The sequence below is a fragment of the Pseudonocardia sp. EC080619-01 genome (assembly GCF_001420995.1).
In the GTDB taxonomy this organism is placed as follows: Bacteria; Actinomycetota; Actinomycetes; order Mycobacteriales; family Pseudonocardiaceae; genus Pseudonocardia.
The window spans coordinates 4,910,936-4,936,952 of the sequence record NZ_CP012184.1 but is presented as its reverse complement, the minus strand read 5'-3'; the positions used below and the strand labels follow the sequence as shown (position 1 = coordinate 4,936,952).

28 protein-coding genes are annotated in these 26,017 nt (G+C 73.3%); 13 read left to right on the top strand and 15 right to left on the bottom strand.

Annotation, left to right across the window (positions count from 1 at the left end; translation table 11 throughout):
• Positions 1-69 precede the first annotated feature (69 nt).
• The 4 genes from AD017_RS23255 to AD017_RS23240 all read right to left on the bottom strand — a co-directional run bounded on the left by AD017_RS23255 (position 70) and on the right by AD017_RS23240 (position 3,376).
• On the bottom strand, positions 70-687 hold the full coding sequence (locus tag AD017_RS23255) for a dihydrofolate reductase family protein (protein WP_060575551.1): 618 nt from the start codon (positions 685-687) through the stop codon (positions 70-72).
• Between the two features lie 28 nt (positions 688-715).
• A complete protein-coding gene (locus AD017_RS23250) occupies positions 716-1,408 on the bottom strand; it encodes a response regulator transcription factor (protein WP_060575550.1) in 693 nt (230 codons plus the stop codon).
• Positions 1,405-2,532 (bottom strand): sensor histidine kinase, encoded by a 1,128-nt coding sequence (locus AD017_RS23245; RefSeq protein WP_060575549.1) that lies wholly within the window; start codon positions 2,530-2,532, stop codon positions 1,405-1,407. The genes AD017_RS23250 and AD017_RS23245 overlap by 4 nt, the downstream gene beginning before the upstream one ends.
• A 193-nt stretch (positions 2,533-2,725) precedes the next feature.
• On the bottom strand, positions 2,726-3,376 hold the full coding sequence (locus tag AD017_RS23240; protein ID WP_060575548.1) for a GPP34 family phosphoprotein: 651 nt from the start codon (positions 3,374-3,376) through the stop codon (positions 2,726-2,728).
• 128 nt (positions 3,377-3,504) lie between these two features.
• On the opposite strand from AD017_RS23240, the gene AD017_RS23235 reads away from it, so the two are divergent.
• The 4 genes from AD017_RS23235 (at position 3,505) to AD017_RS23220 (ending at position 6,705) form a co-directional block, all read left to right on the top strand.
• Complete coding sequence (locus AD017_RS23235; protein ID WP_010227366.1) at positions 3,505-3,756, top strand: hypothetical protein; 252 nt, start codon at positions 3,505-3,507, stop codon at positions 3,754-3,756.
• A 247-nt stretch (positions 3,757-4,003) separates the two neighbouring features.
• On the top strand, positions 4,004-4,375 hold the full coding sequence (locus AD017_RS23230) for a hypothetical protein (RefSeq protein ID WP_075296295.1): 372 nt from the start codon (positions 4,004-4,006) through the stop codon (positions 4,373-4,375).
• Positions 4,376-4,472: 97 nt separating this feature from the next.
• A complete protein-coding gene (locus tag AD017_RS23225; protein ID WP_082398885.1) occupies positions 4,473-5,444 on the top strand; it encodes a phosphotransferase in 972 nt (323 codons plus the stop codon).
• 76 nt (positions 5,445-5,520) lie between these two features.
• Positions 5,521-6,705, top strand: a complete 1,185-nt coding sequence (locus AD017_RS23220; protein ID WP_060633701.1) for a DUF418 domain-containing protein — start codon at positions 5,521-5,523, stop codon at positions 6,703-6,705.
• 35 nt (positions 6,706-6,740) lie between these two features.
• Here the strand turns inward: AD017_RS23220 and AD017_RS23215 are convergent, their stop codons facing one another.
• From AD017_RS23215 to AD017_RS23200, 4 genes are read right to left on the bottom strand one after another with little or no spacing between them, the layout of a single operon-like run.
• On the bottom strand, positions 6,741-9,137 hold the full coding sequence (locus AD017_RS23215) for an excinuclease ABC subunit UvrA (RefSeq protein ID WP_060575546.1): 2,397 nt from the start codon (positions 9,135-9,137) through the stop codon (positions 6,741-6,743).
• Between the two features lie 25 nt (positions 9,138-9,162).
• Complete coding sequence (locus AD017_RS23210) at positions 9,163-9,576, bottom strand: VOC family protein (protein WP_010227355.1); 414 nt, start codon at positions 9,574-9,576, stop codon at positions 9,163-9,165.
• 5 nt (positions 9,577-9,581) lie between these two features.
• Complete coding sequence (locus AD017_RS23205; protein ID WP_010227353.1) at positions 9,582-10,025, bottom strand: helix-turn-helix transcriptional regulator; 444 nt, start codon at positions 10,023-10,025, stop codon at positions 9,582-9,584.
• 30 nt (positions 10,026-10,055) lie between these two features.
• Positions 10,056-10,817 carry an alpha/beta fold hydrolase gene (locus AD017_RS23200; RefSeq protein WP_060575545.1) on the bottom strand — a complete coding sequence of 254 codons (762 nt, stop codon included), beginning with the start codon at positions 10,815-10,817 and terminating at the stop codon, positions 10,056-10,058.
• Positions 10,818-10,881: 64 nt separating this feature from the next.
• Between AD017_RS23200 and AD017_RS23195 the strand changes: the two genes are divergently transcribed.
• On the top strand, positions 10,882-11,922 hold the full coding sequence (locus AD017_RS23195; protein WP_010227349.1) for a YdcF family protein: 1,041 nt from the start codon (positions 10,882-10,884) through the stop codon (positions 11,920-11,922).
• A gap of 9 nt (positions 11,923-11,931) precedes the next feature.
• Here the strand turns inward: AD017_RS23195 and AD017_RS23190 are convergent, their stop codons facing one another.
• Positions 11,932-13,419: a dienelactone hydrolase family protein gene (locus tag AD017_RS23190; protein WP_060575544.1), complete on the bottom strand. Its 1,488-nt coding sequence runs from the start codon at positions 13,417-13,419 to the stop codon at positions 11,932-11,934.
• 141 nt (positions 13,420-13,560) lie between these two features.
• Complete coding sequence (locus tag AD017_RS23185) at positions 13,561-14,088, bottom strand: CGNR zinc finger domain-containing protein (RefSeq protein ID WP_060575543.1); 528 nt, start codon at positions 14,086-14,088, stop codon at positions 13,561-13,563.
• 91 nt (positions 14,089-14,179) lie between these two features.
• Between AD017_RS23185 and AD017_RS23180 the strand changes: the two genes are divergently transcribed.
• Positions 14,180-15,067, top strand: a complete 888-nt coding sequence (locus AD017_RS23180; protein ID WP_060575542.1) for an alpha/beta fold hydrolase — start codon at positions 14,180-14,182, stop codon at positions 15,065-15,067.
• 13 nt (positions 15,068-15,080) lie between these two features.
• Here AD017_RS23180 and AD017_RS23175 read toward each other — a convergent pair whose 3' ends face one another.
• On the bottom strand, positions 15,081-16,022 hold the full coding sequence (locus tag AD017_RS23175; RefSeq protein ID WP_060575541.1) for an AraC family transcriptional regulator: 942 nt from the start codon (positions 16,020-16,022) through the stop codon (positions 15,081-15,083).
• 82 nt (positions 16,023-16,104) lie between these two features.
• On the opposite strand from AD017_RS23175, the gene AD017_RS23170 reads away from it, so the two are divergent.
• Both AD017_RS23170 and AD017_RS23165 read left to right on the top strand, forming a co-directional pair.
• A complete protein-coding gene (locus AD017_RS23170) occupies positions 16,105-16,944 on the top strand; it encodes an NAD(P)H-binding protein (RefSeq protein ID WP_010227339.1) in 840 nt (279 codons plus the stop codon).
• Between the two features lie 47 nt (positions 16,945-16,991).
• Entirely contained in the window at positions 16,992-17,423 is a 432-nt protein-coding gene (locus AD017_RS23165; RefSeq protein ID WP_060576564.1) for a pyridoxamine 5'-phosphate oxidase family protein, read from the top strand.
• A 12-nt stretch (positions 17,424-17,435) separates the two neighbouring features.
• On the opposite strand, the gene AD017_RS23160 is transcribed toward AD017_RS23165, so the two are convergent.
• The gene (locus AD017_RS23160; protein WP_082398883.1) at positions 17,436-18,713 is read right to left on the bottom strand and encodes a cation:proton antiporter; all 1,278 of its coding nucleotides are present in this window, start codon (positions 18,711-18,713) and stop codon (positions 17,436-17,438) included.
• 84 nt (positions 18,714-18,797) lie between these two features.
• Positions 18,798-19,679, bottom strand: coding sequence for a helix-turn-helix transcriptional regulator (locus AD017_RS23155; RefSeq protein WP_060575540.1), 882 nt, complete (start codon positions 19,677-19,679; stop codon positions 18,798-18,800).
• Between the two features lie 174 nt (positions 19,680-19,853).
• On the opposite strand from AD017_RS23155, the gene AD017_RS23150 reads away from it, so the two are divergent.
• From AD017_RS23150 to AD017_RS23140, 3 genes are all read left to right on the top strand, one after another.
• Positions 19,854-20,795 (top strand): SDR family oxidoreductase, encoded by a 942-nt coding sequence (locus tag AD017_RS23150; protein WP_060575539.1) that lies wholly within the window; start codon positions 19,854-19,856, stop codon positions 20,793-20,795.
• 75 nt (positions 20,796-20,870) lie between these two features.
• Positions 20,871-21,626 (top strand): SDR family oxidoreductase, encoded by a 756-nt coding sequence (locus tag AD017_RS23145; protein WP_060575538.1) that lies wholly within the window; start codon positions 20,871-20,873, stop codon positions 21,624-21,626.
• A gap of 125 nt (positions 21,627-21,751) precedes the next feature.
• Complete coding sequence (locus AD017_RS23140) at positions 21,752-22,492, top strand: TetR/AcrR family transcriptional regulator (protein WP_060575537.1); 741 nt, start codon at positions 21,752-21,754, stop codon at positions 22,490-22,492.
• A gap of 20 nt (positions 22,493-22,512) precedes the next feature.
• Here the strand turns inward: AD017_RS23140 and AD017_RS23135 are convergent, their stop codons facing one another.
• Positions 22,513-23,481 (bottom strand): GlxA family transcriptional regulator, encoded by a 969-nt coding sequence (locus AD017_RS23135; RefSeq protein WP_060575536.1) that lies wholly within the window; start codon positions 23,479-23,481, stop codon positions 22,513-22,515.
• A 70-nt stretch (positions 23,482-23,551) separates the two neighbouring features.
• On the opposite strand from AD017_RS23135, the gene AD017_RS23130 reads away from it, so the two are divergent.
• A complete protein-coding gene (locus AD017_RS23130; RefSeq protein ID WP_060575535.1) occupies positions 23,552-24,562 on the top strand; it encodes a trans-acting enoyl reductase family protein in 1,011 nt (336 codons plus the stop codon).
• Between the two features lie 112 nt (positions 24,563-24,674).
• On the opposite strand, the gene AD017_RS23125 is transcribed toward AD017_RS23130, so the two are convergent.
• A complete protein-coding gene (locus AD017_RS23125) occupies positions 24,675-25,004 on the bottom strand; it encodes a hypothetical protein (protein ID WP_010227319.1) in 330 nt (109 codons plus the stop codon).
• 189 nt (positions 25,005-25,193) lie between these two features.
• Here AD017_RS23125 and AD017_RS23120 point away from each other — a divergent pair, with 189 nt between their 5' ends.
• On the top strand, positions 25,194-25,550 hold the full coding sequence (locus AD017_RS23120) for a hypothetical protein (protein WP_060575534.1): 357 nt from the start codon (positions 25,194-25,196) through the stop codon (positions 25,548-25,550).
• Positions 25,551-26,017: the final 467 nt, after the last annotated feature.

Sequence of the window (26,017 nt, the reverse complement as noted above, 5' to 3'; positions counted from 1 at the left end):
GTAGCCGCCGTGGCGCCCGACGAGCTCGGCCTCCGAGCCGGGCGTCGCGGTCCCCGACCGGCTGACCCCTCACTCGACCTCGATCACGCCGTACTCCGGCCGCCCGGCGACCCGGTAGGTCGCGATCGAGACGCCGGTGGGTGTGGTCCGCGACCCGGTGAGCTCCAGCGCGGTGTCGGGTCCGGTCTCCGGGAACAGCCGCCGCCCGGCGCCGACGACCACCGGGAAGACGAGCAGGTTCAGCTCGTCGAGCAGGTCGTTCGCCAGCAGCCACCGGACGAGCTCGCCGCTGCCGTGCACCTGCAGCTCCCGGCCCGGCTTCTCCTTCAGCCCGCGGACGGCCGCGACGACGTCGCCCGACAGCACGGTCGTCCCCGCCCACCCCGGATCGGTGAGCGTGGTCGACGCGACGTACTTGGGCAGGGTGGCGAACCCGACCGCGACGACGTCGTCGCCGGGGTCGGCCATCGCACCCCAGGACGCGGCGAAGATCTCGTAGGTGTGCCGCCCGACGAGGAACGCGTCCGCGCGGCGGAACACCTCGTCCATGAACAGGCCGGTCGGCTCGTCGAAGTGCGGGACGACCCAGCCGCCGCGGCCGAACCCGCCGGAGCGGTCCTCCTCAGGGGCGCCGGGCCCCTGGTAGACGCCGTCGACCGACACGAACATCGTCGCTGTGAGCTTCATGCCGGTCCGACCGGGGGGCCGCCGGGAACTAATCGGTGGCGTCGCGGACCAGCAGCGCGATCTGCACCCGGTTGTCCAGGCCGAGCTCGCGCAGCAGCTTCGACACGTACGACTTCACCGTCGCCACCGACATGTGGAGCTCCTCGGCGATGTCGGCGTTGGAGCCGCCGCGGGCCACGGCCTCGGCGACGTCGCGCTCCCGCTCGGCGAGCCGGTCCAGCCGGGTGCGGGCGCCGCGGCGGCGGTCGACCGGGCCTGCGCCGCCCGCGACGATCCCGATGAGCCGCCGGGTGATCGCCGGGGACAGCACCGCGTCGCCGTCGGCGGCGGCCCGGACGGCCTCGACGATCTGCTCCGGGTCGGCGTCCTTGAGCAGGAACCCGCTCGCGCCCGCACGCAGCGCGCGCACGACGTGCTCGTCGGCGTCGAAGGTCGTCAGCACGACGACGGTCGGCGGGTCGGGTTCGGCGGTCAGCAGCTGGGTGGCGCTCACCCCGTTCACCCGCCGCATCCGCAGGTCCATCAGGACGACGTGCGGGCGGCCGGCACGGACCGCGTCCGGGACCTCGTCGCCGTCCCCCGCGTCGCCGACGATCCGGATCCGCCGCTCCGGGACCTCCCCGGCGGCGGCGATGGTGTGCCCGTCGAGCATCACCTTGAGCCCGGCCCGGACGAGCGGGTCGTCGTCGACCAGCAGCACCCGGATCTCGATGTCGGTCACGCGATCTCCTTCGTCCAGGGCAGCGTGGCGCGCAACCGGTAGCCGTCCGGCAGCGGGCCGTGGGCGAGGGTCCCGCCGGTCAGCGTCTCCACGCGCTCGCGCAGACCGACCAGGCCGGTGCCGGCACCCTCCGGGGCGGGCCGGTCCCCGGTGCACCCCGAGGTGACGGTGACGGTGAGGTCCCGCCCCGGCCGCCCGGTGAGGACGACCTCGACCGCAGCGCCCGGCGCGTGCCGGGCCGCGTTCGTCAGGCCCTCCCGCACCACCCGGTACGCGACGCCGGCGAGCGGGCGCCCCGGCGGCGACATCATGAGCAGCGCGGTCGACCGCAGCGAGACGTCCGCCCCGGCTGCGCGCGCCTCGCCCACCAGGTGTTCGACGGCGGCGAGGTCCTCGGTGTCGTCCGGGCGTTCCGGGTCCACCGGCTCGTGCAGCACCTGGACGATCGTCCGGAGGTCCTCCATCGCCCGGTGCGTGGTGTCCCGCAGCACCTGCGCGCTCTCGCGGACGGTCTCGGCGGAGAGGTCGTCGCGCAGCGCCAGCGCCCCGGCGTGCACCGACAGCAGGGACAGCCGGTGCCCGAGCCGGTCGTGCATCTCGCCGGCGATCCGGCGGCGCTCGGCGGTCCGGGCCTGCTCGTCGCGCACGGCCCGGTCGATCTCGGCGCGGGCGAGCCGGTCCCGCAGGTCGTCCACCATCGCCCGCCGGATCCCGGTGAGCAGCCCGGCGACGGCCGACGTCGCCAGGAAACCCATGGCCCCGCCGAGCAGGACCAGCATCGTCTGCAGGTCGGGGATGCCGTGGTAGATGTTGATCGTCGCCGCGACGACCGACAGCAGGAGCACCAGGACGGTCTCGCTGGTGCGGCGGCGGGTCGCGATGACGAACACCCCGACCAGCGGCAGGTAGGTCGCGAGCGGGGCGATGTTGCCGACCACGAGCGAGCCGAGCGCGAAGACCCACGGGTACCGGTAGCGCAGCGGCATGCACGCGATCGCGGCGAGACCGAGCACCATCAGCGCGATCCGGCCGGCACCGTCCACCCGGAGGGCCCCGCCGGTCGTCAGCCCGGCCGCCGCGACCGCGACCATCAGGATCGCGGACATCACGGCGGGGCGGATCACGCGTCGACCATAGGCGGCGGGGGCCGGGAGTCCAGGACGATTCCCCCGGATCGGGCGGGCACGGCGTCCCTCGTGGACGCCGTGCCCACCCGCCGGGCCGATGGGAGCGGTCAGGATCTCCCCGTTCCCGCCCCGGGCGTGGGCATCCCCCACGGACCCACGCCGTCCCCCCACCGGTGGCCCTGCCGCGCGGTCACGAGCCGCTCGCCGCGGTCGCGGTGACGGCGGCCGCCGCAGCGGCCGCGGCCTGCACCTCCCGGACCGCCGCGGCGACCGCCGGGCCGGCCCAGTCGCCGTCGGCGACGACCCGGGCGCGGTCGCGCAGCTCGCGGCGGCGCCCGTCGAGCACCCGGTGCTCGGCCCGCGTCGCGTGCAGCAGCGAGACCAGCCCGGCGACCCGCGGATCGACCGCGACGCCGTCGCGCAGCGCCGCGGCCACCCCCGCCAGGAGCGTCTCGCGCAGTGCCGGGTCCGGCCACCAGCGCGCGAACCGCAGGAACCCGCCGGGCTCCCGGTCGACGTGCCCGCCCCGGACGAGCGCGTCCAGCACCGCCGTCCGCAGCCCGGGGACCAGCCGGGTCACGCCGCGACGCGCCCGGAACCAGCCGGCGGGCAACCGCGTGGCCCGCTCGGCCACCACGTCCGCTCCCGGCCCGTCGACCAGCCGGACCCGCGGGTTCCGGTAGCCGTCGGTCTCCAGCCGTCCCCGCGCGGCGAGATCGAGCAGCACCGCACCGGCGAGCGCGCGCTCGGTCCGCTGGTGGTCGACGACGAACCGGCCCGTGCCCGGCGCCAGCAGCACCAGTGCCAGCCGCTCCGGCATCGTCGTGTCACGCCCGTCCATCGGTCCCCCTCGTCCCCGTACCGGTTCGACCCTGCTCCCCCGGACGGCACGCGCGCACCCGGCGAAGGTCGCGGGCCGTGCGACGGAAGTCGCGATCGACAGATCACCCGAATGGGTAGCATTCGGACATGCCCGAACCTCAGAGCCACCGCGAGAGCGGCCAGCACGTCATCGAGCACGCCCTGGAGCTGCTGGAGTCCGCGGACCGGGCCAAGGACTACGCCGAGGCCACCGACGGGCACACCGCCGCGACCGCGTACGCCGTCAGCGCGCTTTACCAGGAGATGCGGCACGGCGACGACCAGATCACCGTCCTCATCGGAGCCGTCCGCGAGCAGACGGAGATCCTCAGGGAGATCCGGGACGCGCTGCGGCACTGACCCCGGGGCACGGCCGGCGGCCGTCCGCGTGGCGGTACGTGCAATTCGTCATCTTTCGTCTCCACCTCATCGGAGCAATAACGAAAACCCTCGGTGATGTCGTCACACGATGGCATTCCCGAATTCGACAGCGCAGTTTTCGCAGCAATACGGTCTTCATCAGCCGGTGCGGGCTCCCCCTCGTTCGCAGCACCGGCACGCCCGGGCAGGTCACACGACAGGCCCGCGACTCGACAGGAGACTGACTGTGCTGAAGAAGGCTGGAATGGTCGTGGCCGCGTCGGCCGCATCGCTGCTCGCGCTCAGCCCGCTCGCCTTCGCCGACGAGGACGGCGGCGAGGGCGACTCCGGCGGCAGCGGCATCGACAAGAGCGCCGACGGCCTGCTCGGCGGCGTCGCCAACGGCAACAACGTCGACGTGCCGATCCAGGCGTGCAACAACAACGTGCCGGTCAACGCGCTCGGCGTGCAGGTCCCGGTCGAGGACCTCGGTGCCGCCAACGGCCTCACCGGCGCGCTCGGCATCCTGGGCTCGGGCGAGGCGAAGAGCGGCGACTCGGTCACCGACCAGTCGGACAACTGCGCCCAGCAGTCCGGCTCGGGCGACTCGGTCGGCTGATACCCGGTTCTCCGGCGGGGCCCGGGACGCATCGCGTCCCGGGCCCCGTTCCGCTTTCCGGGTCGACCGCGACGCCGCGGCGCGGGATATTCCCCGCATGGAGTACCGACCGGCCGGCTTCGACGACGCCGACGTCCGTTCCGCGCTGTCCTCGTGGCACGGCATCGACGTCCGTGAGCTGCACTACCGCGCGGTCGGTTTCGGCGACTACCACTGGGCGGCGACCGGCACCGACGGGCGGCGCTGGTTCGTCAAGCTCTCCGACCTGACCGACAAGCCGCAGTGCGGCGCCACCGCGAAGGCCGCGCTCGACGGGTACCGGGCGGCCCTGCAGACGGCGGCCGCCCTGCGCGCGGACGGCCTGGGGTTCGTCGTCGCCGCGGAGCCCTCACCGGACAAGGAGCTCGTCGTCGACCTCGACGGGCGGTGGGCACTGACGGTGTTCGCCCACGTCGACGCGAGCAGCCACGACTTCCACACCGAGCTCTCCCCCGCCGCGCGGGACGAGGTCCTCACCCTGCTGGCCCGGCTGCACGCGGCCACGCCGCCGGCGGGCACCCCGGTGCACACCCCCGACGTCCCGGACCGGGCGGTGATCGACGCCGCGCTGGCCGGGCAGGAGGTCTCCTGGACCGGCGGCCCGTACTCCGAGCCCGCCCGTCAGGCCGTCGTCACGCACGCGGGTGCGATCCGCGAGTACCTCGCGGATGCCGACGCGCTCGCCCACCGGCTGGACCTCGCCGGGCGGACCGCCGTCGTCACCCACGGTGAACCGCACCCCGGGAACCTGCTGGGGAGCGACGACGGGTTCCTGCTGATCGACTGGGACACCGTCGGGCTGGGCGTCCCGGAGCGGGACCTCGCCGTCGTCGCGGGTGACCTCTCGGCCTACACCGCGATCACGGGCGTCGAGCCGGACCCGCACGCGCTCGAGCTGTACCGGGTGCGCTGGCTGCTGGCCGATCTCGGCGAGTTCCTGCGCTGGTTCCGCTCCGCGCACCGCGACGACGCCGACAGCCGCACCGCATGGGAGGGCCTGCTGCAGACGGTGGCGGAGATGGGCGGCTGAGCCCCGACCAAGGTTCGTCCCCTGCGCGACGAAAGTCCGCTGCGGGCCGTCCGTCCGCCGTGTCTGAATCGGACCCGTGACCGGACCCGTGACCGCCCCGCCCCGCAGCCTCGCCCCGGACCTCGCGCGCGGCTCGATGCTGCTGCTGATCGCACTCGCGCACGTGCCGCCGCTCCTGGTCGGCGGCGCGCCGGGGTTCGTCAGCCGCCCGCTCGGCGAGACGGGCCTCGACCACGTCGTCGACGCCGTCATGCTGCTCCTCGTCGACAACCGTTCCTACCCGATGTTCGGGGCGCTGTTCGGCTACGGCCTGGCGACGATCGTCGCCCGGCAGCTCGCCCGCGGATCCACCGACGCCGGGGCACGCCGCGTCCTGCGCCGCCGCGGCTGGTACCTGCTGCTGTTCGGGCTGCTGCACGCGAGCGTCCTGGGCGGTGCGGACGTGCTCGGTTTCTACGGCGTCGCGACGCTCCTGGTCGGCGGGCTGCTCTTCCGGTCCGACCGGGCGCTCGGCCGGACGCTCGTCGTGGTCGGCGCGGTCTACCTCGTGCTGATGCCCGTCCTCTGGATCGGGGTGGTGTGGGGGACGGGATCCACCGGGTTCGTCCCGCCCGCCGACGACGGCGGCTACCTCGCCGGTGTCGCCGTGCGGTTCGTGGGCTACCCGGCGTTCCCGCTCCTGCAGCTGGTCGGCTGGCCGATGCTCGTCGGCGTCCTCGCCGGGATGTGGGCGGGCCGGCGACGGCTGCTGGAACGGGCCGGTGAGTACAGCCCGCAGCTGCGTCGCGCCGTGGTCGCCGGAGTCGCCGTCTCCGTGCTCGGGGGAGTCCCGGGGGCGCTGATCGGCGCCGGTGTGTGGCAGCCCGGTCCCGTCGCCGGCGGTGTCGCCGTCACCCTCCACGTGCTCACGGGTGTCGTCGGCGGGCTCGCCTACACGGCCGCGTTCGGGCTGGCCGGGCACGCGCTGCAGGACCGGCAGGGCCTCGTGACCTGGGCGCTGGCCGCACTGGGCAAGCGGTCGCTGACGTTCTACGTGCTGCAGGAGGCGATGCTGTTCGCGCTGCTCGCGCCGGCCGTGCTCGGCCTCGGGACCACGGTGAGCAGTGCGGGCGGCGCGGCCGTCGCCGTCGGGGTGTGGCTGACCGGGCTGGTGCTCGCGTGCCTGCTGGAGCGGGCCGGACGTCCGGGACCGCTGGACGGGTGGCTGCGCAGCCTGACCTACCGCGCTCCCCGCCGCGGCGAGGTCGCCGCCGGCCGGTGAGGCCGGGCGGGCCGGGAGCACCGGCCCGCCCGCCGTCATGCCCCGACGTACTCCGCGAGGTGCTGCCCGGTCAGTGTCGAGCGGTCGGCGACGAGCTCGGCCGGGGTGCCCTCGAAGACCACCCGGCCACCGTCGTACCCGGCCCCCGGGCCGAGGTCGATGATCCGGTCCGCGTGCGCCATGACCGCCTGGTGGTGTTCGATGACGATCACCGACTTGCCGGCGTCGACGAGCCGGTCGAGCAGCGCGAGCAGCTGCTCGACGTCGGCGAGGTGCAGGCCGGTGGTCGGCTCGTCGAGGACGTAGACGCCGCCGGACTCCCCCATGTTCACGGCCAGCTTCAGCCGCTGCCGCTCCCCGCCGGACAGCGTGGTCAGCGGCTGGCCGAGCTTGAGGTAGCCCAGCCCGACGTCGGCGAGCCGGTCGAGGATCTTGTGCGCGGCCGGGGTCCGGGCCTCCCCCGCGCCGAAGAACTTCTCCGCCTCGGCCACCGACATCGCGAGCACCTGGCTGATGTCGCGGCCGCCGAAGGTGTACTCGAGCACCGAGGAGTCGAACCGCCTGCCCTCGCAGACCTCGCAGGTGGTGGCGACGCCGGCCATCATCGCCAGGTCGGTGTAGATCACCCCGGCGCCGTTGCAGTTCGGGCAGGCGCCCTCGGAGTTCGCGCTGAACAGCGCCGGCTTGACCCCGTTGGCCTTGGCGAACGCCTTGCGGATCGACTCCAGCAGGCCGGTGTAGGTGGCCGGGTTGCTGCGCCGCGAGCCCTTGATCGCGCCCTGGTCGACCACGACGACGCCGTCCCGCCCGGCCACCGAGCCGTGGATCAGCGAGCTCTTGCCGGATCCTGCGACCCCGGTGACGACGGTCAGCACCCCGAGCGGGATGTCGACGTCGACGTCGCGCAGGTTGTGGCTGTCCGCGCCGCGCACCTCGAGCACACCGGTCGGGGTGCGCAGGGACTCCTTGAGCGACGCACGGTCGTCGAAGTGCCGGCCGGTGAGCGTGCCGCCGGCCCGCAGCTCGTCGACGGTGCCCTCGAAGACGACCTGGCCGCCGTCGGACCCGGCGCGCGGCCCGAGGTCGACGACGTGGTCGGCGATCACGATCGTCTCCGGCTTGTGCTCGACGACGAGCACGGTGTTCCCCTTGTCCCGCAGGCGCAGCAACAGGTCGTTCATGCGCGCGATGTCGTGCGGGTGCAGCCCGATGGTGGGCTCGTCGAAGACGTAGGTGACGTCGGTGAGCGACGACCCGAGGTGCCGGATCATCTTGGTGCGCTGCGCCTCGCCACCGGACAGCGACCCCGCGGGCCGGTCCAGGCTGAGGTAGCCGAGGCCGATCTCGACGAACGAGTCGAGCGTCTCCCGCAGCGAGGTGAGCAGCGGCGCCACCCCGCACAGCGCCGAGCCGCGCTCCGCGTCGTCCGCGGCGCGTGCCTCCAGGCCGCGGACCCACTCCGCCAGGTCGTCGATCTGCATCGCGCAGGCGTCGGCGATGTTGACGCCGTCGATGCGCGACGACCGGGCGAGCTCGGACAGCCGGGTGCCGTCGCACTCGGGGCACGTCCGGAACACGATCGCCCGGTCCACGAACGCGCGGATGTGCGGCTGCATCGCCTCGCGGTCCTTGGACAGGAACGACTTCTCGATCCGCGGGATCAGGCCCTCGAAGGTGACGTTGACGCCGTCGACCTTGATCCGGGTCGGCTCCTTGTAGAGCAGCGCGTCCATCTGCGGCTTCGTGAAGGAGCTGATCGGCTTGTCGCCCGGGAAGAACCCGGAGTTGGAGAAGATCCGCCCGTACCAGCCTTCGACCGAGTAGTTCGGGATCGTCAGCGCGCCCTCGCTGATCGACTTGCCGGCGTCGAACAGGGCGGTGAGGTCGTAGTCCGACGAGGTGCCCTTCCCCTCGCAGCGCGGGCACGCACCGCCGACGATCTCGAAGTCGCGGCGCTCCTTGATCTGCCTGCCGCCCTTCTCGACGGTGACCGCGCCGGACCCGCTGATCGTCGCGACGTTGAAGGAGAACGCCTTCGCCGACCCGACGTGCGGCTCGCCGAGCCGGGAGAACAGGATCCGCAGCAGGGCGCCGACGTCGGTCGCGGTGCCGACGGTGGAGCGGACGTCGCCGCCCATCCGCTCCTGGTCGACGATGATCGCCGTCGTGAGACCGTCGAGCAGGTCGACGTCGGGCCGGGCCAGCGTGGGCATGAAGCCCTGCACGAAGGTGCTGTAGGTCTCGTTGATCATCCGCTGGGACTCGGCCGCGATCGTCGCGAACACCAGCGAGCTCTTGCCGGAGCCGGACACGCCGGTGAACACGGTCAACCGGCGCTTCGGCAGCTCGACGCTGACGTCGCGCAGGTTGTTCTCCCGAGCCCCGTGCACGCGGATGAGGTCGTGGCTGTCCGCGGCGTGCTGCGTGGTCATCGTGTGTGTTCCCCCCTGCGGCCGGTCAGGCCGGACGCTGCTGGATGCGGACCATGTTGCCCGCGGGATCGCGGAAGGCGCAGTCACGTACCCCGTACGGCTGGTCGATCGGCTCCTGGACGACCTCGGCCCCGCTCGCCTGGACCTTGTCGAACGCGGCCTCGAGGTCGTTACTGGCGAGCAGGATCGCCGAGTAGGTGCCCTTGGCCATCATCTCGGTGACGACCCTGCGCTCCTCGTCGGTGACGCCCGGGTCGACGGCGGGCGGGGCGAGGACGATCGACACGGCGGGCTGGTCGGGCGGGCCGACGGTGATCCAGCGCATGTCGGCGTAGCCGACGTCGAGCCGGACCTCGAAGCCGAGGGCGTCGCGGTAGAAGGCCAGCGACGCCTCGGCGTCGGTGTGCGGGAGGAAGCTGGAGTGAATGCTGATGTCCATGCACGTCACGCTAGGGAGGGCGAGCGCTCCGGGGCTTCTCGATTCCTGACCGGTCTGGAGACCTGCTTCGCGACGCACGCCGGGATGCCCTCGGTCCCGCGGGCGGCCTCGCGGCGGAACACGCTCGGCGGCATGCCGACGAGCTCGGTGAACCGGGTGCTGAACGTGCCGAGCGACGAGCAGCCGACCGCGAAGCAGACCTCCGTCACCGACAGGTCGCCGCGGCGCAGCAACGCCATCGCCCGCTCGATGCGGCGGGTCATCAGGTAGCTGTAGGGCGACTCGCCGTAGGCCCGGCGGAACTCCCGGGACAGGTGCCCGGCCGACATGTGCTCGCCCCGCGCGAGCGCCTCGACGTCGAGCGGGCGGGCGTACTCGCGGTCCATCCGGTCCCGGACGCGGCGCAGCCGGGCGAGGTCACGCAGGCGCTGGTCGTCCGGGCAGGCCATGCGCCGATCCTGCCACAGCCCCGGCACGCCTCAGCCGAGGAAACCGCGCAGCAGCTCCACCACCTCGGCGGGTCGTTCCAGGTAGACCATGTGCCCGGTGTCCATCGGGGCGACCGTGAGGTCGTCGCCGAGCTCGGCCCGGCAGGCGTCGAGCCAGGCGTCGGAGACGAAGTCGGCGCCGGTCGCCGGCACGACCAGTGTGGGCAGACCGGCCGGCGGGACGACGGCGGGGCGCGCCATCTCCGCCCACGCCGCGATGACCGACGCCCGCGAGTAGCGCCAGCGCCAGGCGCCGTCGCGCTGTTCGAGATGGGCCTCGATCTCGGCGTCGACGCGCTCGGCGGGCACCCCGGGCCAGGTCTCGGTCCGGGCCGCGCGGGCCTCGTCGGGCGTCGCCCACGAGGCGTCGGCGCGGAACTCCTCGGCGTTGGCGAGCATGAGCTCCGGGTCCAGCCCGATCGCCGGGTCGAGGAGCACCAGCCGGCTCACCCGCTCCGGCGCCGTCCGCGCCAGGTGCGTCGCGATCGCGCCGCCGAACGAGTGACCCACGACGACGGCCCGGCCGCTCCCCTCGTCGTCGAGCACCTGCAGCGCGTCGGCGACGTGCCGCTCCAGGTTCCACGGCGGCGTCCACGGGGAACGTCCGTGGCCGCGGACGTCGACGGCGGTCCAGCGCAGGTCCGGCATCGCGCCGGACAGCGGGCGGAACCGCAGGCCGTGACCGGTGACGCCGTGGATCGCGAGGACGGGCGGGCCGTCCGGGTCGCCGGAGTGGTGGACGTTCAGGGGCATGCCCCGATCCTGGCATCCCGGACGGTCTCGATCGGGTGGCACCGTCGCTGGGCAGGATGGCCCGGTGTCCGGTGGTACGAACCTGTTGATCTCCGTGGCCGTGCTGGTCGTCCCCCTCGTCGTCACGGCCGTCGTCTGCACGTTCGTCGTGCGGCGGGTGCGCCGCGAGCCCCGGCGGCTGAGCAACGCCTACTGGCTCCTCGCTGCGGCGGTGCTGCTCGGCAACGCCGTCGCGACGCTGGGGTTCGCCGGCAGCAACCCGGTCCTCGGCACGATCGTGCTGCTCACCGTCACGTCCCCGCTGCTCGCCCTCGTGTTCGCCGTGTTCCTGATCCTCAACGGGGCGGTCATGCTGCGCCGGGAACGGGTGAGCCTCGGGAACTCGCTGTCACTGCTCGCCGGGCTGCTGATCGTCGTGCTGCTGGCGGTCGCGGTGCCGGTGATGCTCACCGGGCCGGTCTGGCTGCGGGCGCTGTGGATCCTGTGCGCGCTGGCCGCGTACTTCCTCGCCTTCCAGTTCGTCGCGTTCCTCGGCTACGCGCGGCTGTACCGGTGGCTGGTGCGGGACCGTCCGGCGGACTGGGTGGTCGTGCTCGGTTCCGGCCTGCACGGCAGTGCGGTGCCGCCGCTGCTGGCCGACCGCATCCGGGCCGGGATGACCGAGCTCGACCGTCGCGGCGCACGGATGCTGGTCCTGTCCGGCGGGAAGGGCGACGACGAACGGCTCGCGGAGGGCGAGGCGATGCGCCGGTGGGCGGTCGACCACGGCGCGGACCCCGCGCTGCTGCGTGCCGAGACCGCGTCACGCACCACCGAGCAGAACCTCCGGCTCAGCGACGAACTGGTGCGCGGCGACCCGGACCCGGCCGGCCCCGGCCTGATCGTGACCAGCGACTACCACGTGTTCCGGGCCGCCGTCCTGGCCCGCAGGCTGGGCGTCGACGCCCAGGCCGCCGGGGCGCCGACGGCGGGGTACTACTGGCCGAGCGCGGTGCTGCGCGAGTTCGTCGCGATCCTGCGGGAGCACCGGGTCGTCAACGCCGTGCTCCTCGTCCTGATCGCGGTGCCCGCGCCGCTCGCGCTGCTGGCGGTGGCGTCGGGCTGACCGCGTCGGTCACCGGACGAACAGGTTCCCGTCGAGGTACATGTCCCAGTCCTCGCCCTGCAGGCCGTGCCCGCCGGAACGGAGGTGGTAGCTCATCGCCGGACCGCGGAACGCGGTGTCGGTGGCCGGCTTCCAGTCCGGGGACGGGAGGCCGGTGTCGCCCAGCCCGTACAGCTCGTAGACCTTCGACGCCGAGACGTACGACAGGAACTCGCCCTCGGGATCGGCGTTCGAGTCGTCGGCCGCGCTCCCGACGACCACCCGTCGCGGGGCGACCAGGGCCAGCAGCTGGTGCTGGTCGACGGGCAGCGCGTCGACGTCGTCGTTGAACTTCTTGTACGTCTGCGGGAACCAGTGCGGGAACGACTCGTTCACCCGTGCCACGGTCTCGCCGCCGACGCCTCCGTCGCCGCGCCGGGCCGGCTTGGCGCCGGTGGAACCGGAGTTGTTCGTGATGGCGGCGGCGAAGCGCGTGTCCTGCGCCCCGGCCCACAGCGACGCCTTGCCACCCCGCGAGTGGCCGATCACCGCGACCTTCGTGGCGTCGATGTCGGGGTCGGTCTCGAGGTAGTCCATGGCCCGGCTGGCGCCCCACGCCCAGGCGCTGATGGCGCGACCGGCGTCGTCGGGGAGGTCCTGCCCGGAGTCGTGGAACAGGTTGATCATCTTGCTGCGGTAGCTGTCGCTGTCGTCGGGAGCGATCTGCTCGGCGTCGATCTGGGCGAAGGCGTAGCCGGCCTTCGTGATCTTCGAGACCGGCGCGTAGTCCGACGACTGGGTCGGGTCGTCGCTCACCGAGCCGCGGTGGTCGATCATCAGGAAGGTCCCGCGCGGCTTGCTCTCGCCCTTGGGGAGGAACAGCTTCAGGTCGAAGCTGCCCGTCCCCTCCGGCCCGGTGATGTCGATCTTGACGATCTTGCGCGTCACGTCGCCGACGTCGGTCGGGGTCACGTCGAAGGTCTGCTCGGTCGGCATCGGCAGGCTCTGGCCGTAGACGTTCTCGCGGAAGTCGGCCAGCAGCTCCTCGCGGCGGGTGTTCTCCCAGATCGCCGCACTGGAGACCGGGCCACCGTTCCTCAGCTGCAGCGGGTTCGGGTAGTCGGTCCCGTCGATCGAGATCGTCCCTCCGGTGAGATCGGAGAGGCCGGGGAGGCCGGGCCGGTCGGAGCTGCCCGAGCCACCCGAGTCGCCGGAGTCGCCCGAGCTGCCGGAGCCGCCCGAGCTGCCTGAGTCGCCCGAGCTGCCTGAGTCGCCGGAGCCGCCCGAGTCGTCCGAGCTGTCGTCCTGCGGGGAGGAGGTACCGGACCCGCCCCCGTCGTCGGAGTCACCGCCCCCCGGTGGCTCCTCCTGGGCCGCGGCGACCGCGCGGTAGGCCGGGGACTGTGTGTTCGGCACCGCCACGTCACCGGCAGCGACGACCGCCAGGGCGACGAGCACGGCGCCCGCGCCTGTGCCGATGGCAGGCAGGCGGCGACGGGAGTGACGTGAGGTGCGCATGTGGCGGGACCGTACCGAGCCCCCGACCCTCCGCAAGCTCGAACAGTGATAACGCCATCGAACGGATGACGTTGTCGCACATCAGATGGGTGACAACAACCCGTGTGAGACTGCCGACGGTCACCGATTCCCCCGACCGCCTCACGTGGCGCCGCGGCTCCGCGCGTAGTGGCGGTTCGCCTTGGTCCGGTTGCCGCACGACGTCATCGAGCACCAGCGCCGCGTGCCGCTGCGGGTGGTGTCGAGGAAGTGCAGGACGCAGTCGTCGTGGGCGCAGCGCCGGATCCGGTCCGGGCGGGTCTCCAGCAGCCGCAGCAGCGCCTCGGCCGCGGTCCAGGCCGGCAGCAGGTCGGCGTCGTCGACCTCGGGCCGGGTGACGGCGCCGTCCGGGCCGTACCCCCGGCGCAGCCGGCCGTGGGCGAGGAGCTCGTCGAACGCGGCCGCGTGGGCCACCGGGTCGTCGAGGAGGCCGGTCATGACGCTCCGCGCGCTCCGGAGCGCCGCACCGGCCCGCTCGCCGTCGGGGGTGCCGAACCCGTGCCCGGCGAGCCAGGCGGCCACGCCGCCGGGGTCCGACAGCAGGTCCCGTTCCTCGCCGTGCTCGACCCACCGGGTGTTGAGCAGGTCCAGCGGCAACGGCTCCCCCGTCAGCGGACGTGGATCGGCCATGCCGCGAGCGTAGCTCCCGGTCCGGCCGCTTGACCCCGGCTGACGACCCATGCTCCTATCTAACCATCAAAACTTATTTAGGAGGTTAGACATGGCCGAGGTGCTGCACCGCCGTCTCGACGTGGCCGGTCACCGGGTGTTCGTCCGGCAGTCCGGACCGGACGACGCGCCCGTCGTCCTGCTGCTGCACGGCTTCCCGACCAGCTCCCGGATGTACCGCGCGCTGATCCCGGCGCTCGGCGAGCGCTACCGCGTGATCGCGCCCGACCACATCGGGTTCGGCCACTCCGACGCCCCCGACGCCGGCTCGTTCGACTACACCTTCGACGCGCTCACCGACGTGACGGAGGCGCTGCTCGACGAGCTGGGCGTGGAGCGGTTCACGGTCGTCGTGCAGGACTACGGCGCCCCGATCGCCTGGCGCCTCGCGCTGCGGCGGCCGGCGGCGGCCACCGCCGTGATCAGCCAGAACGGCAACGCCTACGACGACGGCTTCGTCCCCGGCTTCTGGGCGCCGGTGTGGGCCTACGCCGACGCGCCCGGTCCCGGCACCGAACCGGCGGTGCGCGCCGCGCTGGACGAGCCGGCGATCCGGTGGCAGTACCTGCACGGCGTGGACCGGCCGGAGCTCGTCGACCCCGACTGCTGGACGATCGACGCCGCCTCGATGGCCCGCCCCGGCTCGGCGGCGGCCCAGCTCAGCCTGTTCCGCGACTACGCGACGAACCCGCCGCTCTACCCGGAGCTGCACGCCTGGTTCCGCGAGTCCCAGGTCCCGCTGCTGGCGGTGTGGGGGGAGAACGACGAGATCTTCGGCCCGGACGGGGCGCGGGCGTTCGCCCGGGACCTCCCCGGCGCCGAGATCCACCTCGTCCCCGGCGGCGGCCACTTCCTGATCGAGAGCCACCCGCAGACCGTGCTGGGGCTCGTGGAGGACTTCCTCGCACGGGTGTCCGCCCGTGAGCCCGCCCGGACCTGACCGGCGTCGCCCGTCAGGTGGCCGCGGCGCCGGCCAGGCGGAACGCGCTCGGCGTGACACCGCGGACGCGCTTGAACGCGGCGCTGAACCCGAAGGCGTCGGAGTAGCCGACCTCGCGGGCGACCTCGGCGATCGTAGTCGTCTCGCGCCCGGACAGCAGGTCCGCTGCCAGGGTCATACGCCACCGGGTCAGGTAGGTCAGCGGCGGCTCCCCGACGAGGTCGGCGAACCGCTTCGCCAGCGTCGCCCGCGAGACGGCCACCCGGTCGGCGAGCGACGCGACCGTCCACGGGGCTGCCGGCTCGGCGTGCAGCAGCCGCAGGGCGTGGCCGACGACGGGATCGCGGTGCGCCGCGTACCAGGCGGGCGGCGCGCCGCCGGGCCGGTCGAACCACTCGCGCAGCGAGCAGACGAGCATCCAGTCCAGCAACCGGTCGAGGACGACCTGCTGCCCCGGCGCGTCGACGGCGACCTCCGCGGCCAGCAGGTCCCGCACAGCGTCGGCCGTCCCGTCCGGCTCGATGCGCAGGACGTCGGGCACCGCGTCCAGCAGCCGCCTGCCGATCTCACCGCCCACCGGGTAGGCGCCGACGACCAGCGTGGTGGCACCGTCGCCGTCGCCCCCGCCGCGGTCGTGCCACCCGAGCCGGTGCAGCGTCCCGCCCTGCTCGGGGGTCGCGCAGTCCTCACCGCACTCGATCGGCTCGGCAGCCGTCCCGATCACGTCGACGAAGGAGAACAGGCCGGGCCCCCGGAGGATCACCGTGTCGCCGGCGGCGAGGTGCTCGGGCGGGTGCCCGTCCGGGAGGAGCCATCCCCCGCCCTCGAGCACGGTGCACAGCGTGAGCGGGGCGCCGTCGACGAACCGCAACGACCACGGCGCGGTCAGGGTCGTGCTGCCGAAGAGCGAGCCCTGGGCCCGCACCCCGCGGAAGAGGTCGGCGAAGGCATCCACGTCTCCGAGGTTAGACGAACACACAGGCGATCCGGCTCCTCACCCATGGATTCGTCCGGCAATCAGCCGTTGAATCGTCGTCATGAGCACCACCGACACCACCCTCGTCCTCGGCGCCACCGGCAAGACCGGCCGGCGGGTCGCCGCCCGCCTGCGGCTGCGCGGGGTCCCGGTGCGCGCCGCCTCCCGGTCCAGCGCGACCCCGTTCGACTGGTCCGATCCCGCCGGCTGGGACCGGGCGCTGGACGGCGTCACCACCGCCTACGTCGTCCCGCCGACCGTGCCCGGCCCGGTCCACGAGTTCGTCGCCCGGGCCGCCGCGGCCGGCGTGCGACGCCTGGTCCTGCTCTCCGGGCACGGCGCCGACACCTGGGGCGACTCGTCGTTCGGGCGGGACATGCGCTCGGCCGAGGACGCCGTGCGCGGCTCGGCGCTGGAGTGGACCGTGCTGCGGCCGTCGAACTTCGCCCAGAACTTCGACGAGGACCTCTTCCACGCGCCGCTCGTCGCCGGCGGGCTGTCCCTGCCGGCCGGCGAGGTCCCGGAGGCGTTCGTCGACCTGGAGGATGTCGCCGACGTCGCGGCGGCCGTGCTGACCGGGCCCGGCCGGCACGCCGGGCGGACCTACGAGCTCACCGGGCCGCGTCCGGTGACCTTCCCCGAGGCCGTCGAGCTGATCTCCCGGGCGACCGGGCGGTCCCTCACCTACGAGCAGGTCTCCCCCGCCGCGTACACCGCGGAGCTGGTGGGGCGGGGTGTCGGCCCGGACGACGCCCACCACGTCGCCGAGATGTTCGTCCTCATGGCGCGCGGGGAGATCGCCGGGACCGACGACGGCGTCGCCACCGTGCTCGGCCGGGAGCCCCGTCCCTTCGAGGACTACGTCGTCCGGGCCGCGGCCGCCGGGGCGTGGGACCGGTGACCGCAGCGCACACCGACCCCCGGGACAGGACCACGGAGAGGACCACCATGAGCACCGCCACCAGCACCCTGACCGCCGAGGACATCGAGTTCCTCGGGCGCCCGCTGCACGGCTTCCTGACCCTCGCCGAGGGTCCGCAGCCGCCGCAGGCCCGGCCGGTCTGGTTCGAGGCCACCACCGGCGGCGCGGTCCAGCTCTTCACCGAGCCGGACGCGCTGAAGGTGCGCCGCCTGCGTCGCGATCCGCGCGCCGCACTCGTCGTCGCCGCTCCGGTGGAGGAGCGCGAGCGCTGGGTGTCGGTCAGCGGCCGGGCCACGGTCGAGACCGACGGGGCGCACGAACTGGCCGCCCGCCTCGCCGCGCGCTACTGGGACCTCGACGACCCGGTCCGGGCCGCCGATCTCGCGGCGATCCTCGCCCAGGACGGGCTCCTGCGCGTCGTCCTCCGCCCGGAGTCGGTGCGCCGCCTCGCCTTCTGAGCCCGGGCCGGGTCACCGGCGCCGCCACCGGCGGGCGGTCCGGCCCACCCGTCCCGGGCCGTCCCCCGCCGGCTCACCACCGGGGGACGGCCCGGGGTCGCCGGCCGTCGTCGCCGGGTAGGACCGGGACACCAGCCCCGACGACAGGCCGTGGACGACGATGCTGGCCACCACGGTCACGACGGCGACGGTGAGCGCGAGGTCCTCCTGCGGCGGGGGCAGGTCGATGAACGCGAGCATCCCGAACACGAGCGTCGCGATCCCCCGCGGACCCACCCACCCGACGACGAGGCGGTCGCGCGCGGAGAGGTCGGTCCCGATCAGCGCGACCGCCACCGGCAGCACCCGGGCGACGGTCAGCGCGAGCACCGCGTAGAGCACGATCTGCCAGGTCACCGACCCGGCGGCGAGGGTCTGGTTCACGATCGCGCCGAACACGAACCACAGCGCGAGCGACAGCAGGTGCCCGACGTCCTCGGCGAGGTGCAGGGTGCCCGCCGGGAGCCGGCGCGCCACCGGCTCGAAGAACACGCCGGCGACGAACGCGGCGACGAACCCGTTGCCCCCGGCGACGACCGCGCCCCCGTAGGCGAGCAGCGGCAGGGCGAGCACCCCGATGCGCAGCGCCGACGGCTGACTCCACCCCGCGACGAGCGACCGGCGCAGCACCCGCGCGGCGGCGACACCGACGACGGCGCCGACCAGGATCGCGATGCCCAGCGCGGGGACGGCGTCGATCGCGGCCTCCTCGATGGACTCCGCACCGGCCGCGGTCGCCGCGGCGAGTGCGAGGAGGAAGATGGGCGCGACGATGCCGTCGTTGAGCCCGCTCTCGACGTTGACGAGCTCCCGCAGCCGTTCCGGCACCCGCCGGTCCCGGACGAAGGCGACCGCGGGTGCGAGGTCGACGGGCATGACGATCGTCGCGAGGACGGCCGCCATCCAGATGCCCGCACCGCCGAGCAGGAGGACGCCGCCGCCCCAGGCCAGCAGGAGCGACAGCGGGAGGGCGACCAGCAGGAGCCGCAGGGTCAGCCGCGGCTCCCGCCCCAGGACGCCGCCCGGCACCTCGGTCGCGTCGGTGAACAGCAGGATCGCGAGGACGACCTCGACGACGTGCTCGGCCGACTCGTACTCGAGGTCGAAGACGAACACCGGGTCGGATCCCGCGGTGAGCAGGACTCCGGCCACCAGCATCGCCAGCGGCATCGTGACGCTGAACCGCGCGAGACGGCCCGCGACCAGGGCCCAGCCGAGCAGAATCAGCATGATCACGACGAGCGCGAGCATCGGTCCCCCAGCCCCGGGCCCCGTGTCGAGTCCGTCGGGTGACGGGGCCGACGCGCTCGGACTCGGCTGCCTGCCCGCCGCCTGTTACGTCACCGGGAGACCGTCGCCGGGGTGTCCGGGTGCGGCCGGGCCGAGCGTCTGCGCCCCGATGACGGACAGCAGCTGGAGCTTCTCGTGGCTCTCGCTGCCCGGCACCGCGGTGTAGACGAACAGCATGTGCGACTGCTCCGGGTCGACGAGCGTCTGGCAGTTCAGCTCCAGCACGCCGAGCTCGGGGTGGACCAGTGTCTTGGTGTCGCGCGGGCGGATGCCGATCTCGTGCTCGTCCCACAGGGCCGCGAACTCCTCGCTCTGCCCGAGGAGGAGGTCGGCGAGGTGCGCGGCCCGCGACCCGGGCCCGCGCAGGGTGACGAGCCCCCGCAGGCCGGAGGCGTACATCCGGGAGAGGAACGCGTGCTCCTCCGGCGCGTACAGGCGGCGGGTGTCCGGGTCGGTGAACCAGCGGTAGCCGCGGCTGCGCGCCGGGCCGGTGTAGCCGGTCGTGTCGCCGGTCAGGGCGACGCCTAGGGGACTCTGCCGCAGCGTCTCCCCCAGCTCGGTGACGATCTCGGCGGGGGTGTCGGCGAGGCGGTCGAGGATGCGCTGCAGGCCGGGCCCGATGTGCTCGCTCGCCGCCCCGCGCAGGGGCGGGTGGTGCCCGGCGAGCCGGAACAGGTGGTCGCGCTCGTCGAGGGAGAGGTGCAGGCCCTGCGCGATCGACGCGAGCATCTGCTCCGACGGCTGCGGCCCGCGTTCCCGTTCGATGCGCGCGTAGTAGTCGGCCGACATGTGACAGAGCGCGGCGACCTCCTCGCGCCGCAGCCCGGCGGTCCGGCGGCGCCGTCCGCGCGGGAGCCCGACGTCCTCGGGCTGCAGCGCACCCCGTCGTCGCCGGAGGAACTCCGCCAGCCCGGTCCGGTCGATCACGGCCCACCACCCTCCCCCTCGATCACGACCCCGTTCCTACCGCGCGACAGCCGGCCGGACCACGGATCGTCGATCCCCCGCTACGGCCGCAGCCACGGATCGGCGGGCCGTGGATACGGACCCGCCGGCACGTGAGCCTGGACGGGTACCGCCCGGAACCCCGAGGAGAACACCATGCCGCGCACGCCCGACATCACCGTCCCCGACCTCCGCGGGCGGCGCGCCGTCGTCACCGGCGCGAGCGACGGGGTCGGCCTCGGCATCGCCACCCGGCTCGCCGCCGCCGGGGCCGAGGTGGTCATGCCCGTCCGCAACCCGCGCAAGGGCGAGGCCGCGGTCAGCGCCGTCCGCCGGCGGCACCCCGGCGCCGACGTGTCGCTGCGCGAGCTGGACCTGTCCTCGCTGGCGTCCGTGGCCGGGCTCGGCGAGACCCTGCGCGGCGAGGACCGGCCGATCCACCTGCTGGTGAACAACGCCGGCGTCATGACCCCGCCGGACCGGCAGACGACGGCCGACGGCTTCGAGCTGCAGCTCGGCACGAACCACCTCGGTCACGTCGCACTCGTCGGGCACCTGATGCCGCTGCTCCGCGCCGGCCGGGGCCGGGTGACCTCGCAGGTCAGCATCGCGGCCGCCCGGGGCGCGATCCACTGGGACGACCCGAACTGGGAGCGCTCCTACGACGGCTCCCGCGCCTACGGCCAGTCGAAGGTCGCCCTCGGGCTGTTCGGACTCGAACTCGACCGGCGCAGCCGCGCGGGCGGCTGGGGCATCACCAGCAACCTGTCCCACCCCGGCGTCGTGCCGACGAGCCTGCTCTCCGCCCGGCCCGAGGTCGGGCGCACCCGGGACACCCCGCAGGTGCACGTGATCCGGGCGCTGTCGCGGTGGGGGGTCCTGATCGGGACGGTCGCGACGGCGCAGCTGCCCGCGCTGCTGGCCGCGACGTCCGCGGACGCGCAGGGCGGGCGGCTCTACGGGCCGACGGGGCTCGGGCATCTCGGCGGCGGCCCCGGGGAGCAGGACCTGTACCGGCCGCTGCGCAGCGAGGAGGACGCGGCGCGGATCTGGGACCTGTCGCAGGAGCTGACGGGCGTGAGCCTCACCGCGGCCTGACGGGCGTCTGGATCGACTCGACACCCGCTCTGTATCTCTGATACACAGAAGTGGTCAGTCGATATAGGAGGAGACATGGCCACTCACACGCTGCAGGGCAAGAACGTGCTCGTCGCCGCGGGCGGCAAGAACCTCGGTGGCCTGGTCAGCAGGCAGGCCGCCGAGGCCGGGGCGAACGTGGCGATCCACTACAACTCGGAGTCGTCCCGTCCCGAGGCGGAGGACACGCTGAAGGCCGTCGAGGCCGCCGGGGGGCAGGGCGTCCTGCTGTCCGGGGACCTGACCGTCCCGGCGAACGTCGAGCGGCTCTTCGCCGATGCGACCGGATCGCTCGGACCGATCGACGTCGCGGTCAACACCGTGGGCAAGGTGCTCCGCAAGCCGATCGTGGAGACCACCGAGGACGAGTACGACTCGATGTTCGACATCAACTCGAAGGCGGCCTACTTCTTCATCAAGGAGGCCGGCCGCAACCTCGCCGACAACGGCAAGATCGTCACCATCGTGACCGCGCTGCTGGCGGCGTTCACCGACGGCTACTCCACCTACGCCGGTGGCAAGTCCCCGGTCGAGCACTTCACGCGTGCCGCGGCCAAGGAGTTCGCCGAGCGCGGGATCTCGGTCAACAGCGTGGCCCCGGGCCCGATGGACACCCCGTTCTTCTACCCCCAGGAGACCCCGGAGCGGGTCGAGTTCCACCGGTCGATGGCCATGGGCAACCAGCTCACCCGGATCGAGGACATCGCGCCCATCGTGCGGTTCCTGGCGACCGAGGGCTGGTGGATCACCGGCCAGACGATCTTCGCCAACGGCGGCTACACCACCCGCTGAGCGGGTCGCGGCGCCGTCGCCGGTGCTGAGCGTCGTGGCCGGGCGCGTGTGCGAACCACACCGGGGCACGCACCCGGCCACGACGCCGCGGCAGTGACCCGACCCGGTCGACCTAAGGTGGAGTCGTGGGACACGAACCCCCCGGCGGGACCAGGAACCGGCTGCTGCGCGCCGCTGCCGACCTGATCGCGGCGTCCCCGGGCGAGACCGTCCCGTTGCGTGCGATCTGCGACGCCGGCGGTGTCCGGCTGCCCACGCTCTACCACTTCTTCGGGAGCAAGGAGGGGCTGCTCGACGCCGTCGTCGAGCACGGGTTCGAGCAGTACCTGTCCGCCAAGCAGGAGCACGAGTCCAGCGGCGACCCGATCCAGGACATCCGCGACGGCTGGGACGCCCACGTCGCGTTCGGCATCGCCAACCCCGGCTTCTACGCCCTGATGTACGGCCAGGTCACGCCGGGCAGGCGACCCGCGGCACAGGAACGGCCCACCACGATCCTCCTGGGTCTGACCCGGGAGGCGGCCGCCCGCGGCCGCCTCGCCGTCGAGCCGGACCGGGCCGCGGCCCACATCCTCGCGGCCAACATCGGCGTCACCCTGCAACAGATCATCACCGCCCGTCCCGACCCGGGGCTGTCGGCCGACATGCGCGAGGCCACCATCGCGGCCGTCACCGGCGGCAGCCGGCCCGCCCACCATCCGGCGGAGGAGCCCCACCTCGCCCGGGCGGCGGCGACCCTTCTCGCGCTGCCGGACGACAACACGGTCCTCGCCGCCCCCGAGACGGTGCTGCTCAAGAAGTGGCTGGCCGACATCGCACGCCTCCCCGGCCCGGCCCACCGACCAGGGACGTCGTCCACGCCCTGAGCCCGCAGGCGCCGTCGGCCTCAGCCGGGGCTCGGGCAGAGCTCGTGGGAGCTCCGGAAGGCGGCCCGGTAGGCCGTCGGGCTGACGCCGAGGGAGTGCCGGAACCGCCGCCGGAGCGTCGCCGCGGTGCCCATGCCGCAGCGTGTGGCGATCTCCTCCACGGAGGCGCCGGTACGTTCGAGGAGGTCCTGCGCACGGCGGATCCGCTGGTCGTGGAGCCAGGTCAGCGGGGCGACACCGAGCTCGGCCAGCATCCGCCGGGCGAGCTGCCGGCTGCTGAGCCGGGCCCGATCGGCAAGCCCCTGCACCGTGATCGGCTGGTCGAGACGGGTGCGCGCCCAGTCCAGCGCCGCAGCGAGCTCGTCGGTCACGACGGGATCGGCCGGCGCGACGATGAACTGCTGCTGGCCGCCGGGGCGGTGCGACGGGACGACGAGCGTGCGCGCCAGCCCGTTCGCCGCGGCAGTGCCGTGGTCGAGGTGGACGAGGTGCAGGCAGAGGTCGAGTGCCGCGGTCTTGCCCGCCGACGTGAGGACCTGCCCGTCGTCGACGTAGAGGACGTTCGCCCGCACGTCGACACGGGGATGACGGTCCGCGAGCTCGGCGGCGTGCATCCAGTGCGTGGTCGCCGGGCGGCCGTCGAGCAGACCGGCCGCCGCGAGCACGAACGAGCCGGTGCACAGGGCGGCGATCCGCGCGCCCCGTTCGTACGCGGCCCGGAGGGCGGAAAGGAGCTCCGCGTCCGGCTCGCGGTCGAGAACGGACGTGGACGGGACGAGGACGGTGTCGACCCGGCTCAGCGCTGCGAAGTCCTGGACCTCGGCGCCGGGGAACCAGCCGGGGGCGACCCCGTTCGGGGTGCAGACGACGACGTCGTACCACTCACCCGTCGCCGACAGCTCGGACCTGTCGACCCCGAAGACCTCCGACGCGATCGCCGTCTCGTAGAGCATCGAGTCCTGGTGGAGGGCGAGCCCCAGGGTGTGCATGTCCGAAAGTGTACGTACGTCGTCGGATCAGACACTCGAACGAACCCCTCTGCGCTGGTGAGGTGGACGCATGGAGAGCAGAGTTCTGGTCTACGGGGCGTACGGCCACACGGGACGGTTCGTGGTCGCGGAACTGGTGCGGCGCGGCCTGGTGCCCGTCCTGTCCGGACGGAGCACGACGGCCCTGGACGAGCTCGGGGCGCAGGTCCCGGGGTCGGAGGTACGGCCGGCGTCGGTCGACGATCCGGCCGCGCTGGACGCCGCAGTACGAGGGGTCTCGGCGGTCGTGAACGTCGCCGGCCCGTTCCTCGACACGGCCCGCCCGCTGGCGGACGCCGCCGTCCGCGCGGGAGCGCACTACCTGGACGTCGCGGCCGAGCAGGCTGCGGTGCAGGGCCTGTACGACGCGTACGGAGCCCCCGGTGCCGCGCCGGACGTGGCGGTGGTGCCGGCGATGTCGTTCTACGGCGGGCTGGCCGACCTGCTCGCCACCGCCGCGACGACGGGATGGGACACGATCGACGCGGTGACCGTCGGCATCGGCCTCGACCGGTGGTGGCCGACGAGGGGCACGCGGATCACCGGCGAGCGCAACACGGCCACACGGCTCGTCGTCGACGGCGGGCAGCTGGTCCCCGCACCCGCTCCGGCCCCCGAACGGGAATGGGTGTTCCCGGCCCCGATCGGGACGCAGACCGTGGTCGGTGTGCCGTTCAGCGAGATCGTCACGATGGCCCGCCACCTGCCGGCGACCCGGATCGAGAACTACCTGGCCTCGGTCGCGCTCGGGGACGTCCGTGATCCGGCGACCTCGGCGCCGCAGGCCGTCGACGAGCACAGGCGCTCGGCGCAGGTGTTCGTGGTCGACGTCGTCGTCCGGCGCGGCCGGGAGGACCGCCGCATCGCGGCGACCGGCCGGGACATCTACGCGGTCACCGCGCCGCTCCTCGTCGAGGCGGTCGTGCGACTGTTGGACGGCCGGGCGCAGGAGCGGGGTGTCCTGGCGCCCGGCGAGGCGTTCGACGCGCAGGACTTCCTCGACTCCCTGAGCGCGGAGTGGCTGACGATCGACACCCCCTGACGACGAACGATCCCCCGCCGCAGTGCGCTGCGGGGTGACCGCTGCTCACCGCTGCTCAGTGGTGGACCTGTCCGCCGACGGGGCATCAGGAGTGTGCCTGTCGCGCCGCAGATCAGAGCATCGCCATGATCACGAAGAACGCGAAGATGTCGATCACGCCGAGGACCATCGCCCCGACCGCGTCGTTCTTGCCGCGCTGCCCCGGCAGGAGCTGGTTGTACGCGGTGAGCCCCAGCGCGAAGGCGATCGGACCGAGGACGATGCCGAACACCAGCAAGCCGAGCCCGCCGCAGGCGATGGCCCAGCCGGCGAGCTTGCGGGCGGACTCGGAACGCGCGGCGGCCTGGTGCTGCTGCCAGGCCTGGTGCTGCTGCCACGCCTGGTACTGCTGCCACTGGGCCAGCTCGTAGGGGGTCGGCTGCGGGGAGTTCGGAGTAGTCATGCACGTCCATCCGGCGCAACCGGGCGTTCGTTAGTCGGCGGCGGGCCGGATCGACAGAAGTGACGATCGGCGAGAAGTCACTCGCAGGAAGCCCGACTCCCTCACACTCTGTCGGGCTCACGCCCGCGTCGTTGCGCACGTGCAGACCGGATCCTTCAGCTCCCCACCGGCGTCCACGAGGAGTGACCGATGACCGAGGACGGCAGTCCACTGCTGGCAGGCTGGGCAACCGCCATCGGACGTCCGGAGGTGGCCGACCGAGCGACGAACGATCTGACGATGATGCTGTTGCTGGTCGAGCGGAGCACCTCTCCTCCGCCTCCGGACGACGTCCTTGACGAGTGGCTGCGAGTCATCGTCTCCGAGCGATACACGGTCGCCATGTCCGACCTTCACTTTCTCCGCGCGGCCAGGCGGGTCGGCTGGTCCGCGGAGCGCCTTCGCGACGCGCTGGCGGCTTCCCCGTCCGTGACGATCGACGAGCTCGAAGATCAGCTCGAGCAGAAGGTGGCGAATCTCCATCCGTCGCGGAACGGTCAGCAATGAGTCGAGACCAGCCGACCACCGTCTCCAGCGCAGATCGAAAGCACTCACCGTCGACATCATCGCTATGAAAGGTGCCAAGTCCCCGGTCCATCCTGGAGGGCCAGGAGGCCGCAAGACCTGGACAAACGCAACCATGCCGTGCTTTGGACCACCCAGACGATCCGAACCAGTCACGCGGGGATGCGCCACGGTCGCGGCGTTGCGGCTGTGAGGGCAGCGCAAGCTCCACCGGTACGACGAGGACCGCTCACGGCGCAGGCTGCTCACTGACGCCATCGCCGACCTACCTGCACTGCATCTGATCGTGATCAGAGTCGACATCAACGCCGGCTCCGAGCGACGTCGGCGGCTCTGCCTGGCCCGTGTCCTCCCGGAACTGGACAGGCACGGAGTGCTCGAGGTCTATCTCGAAGCCCGTGAAGCCAAGCAGAACGCTTGTGACCTGGACATCCGGCGGGAACTTCTCG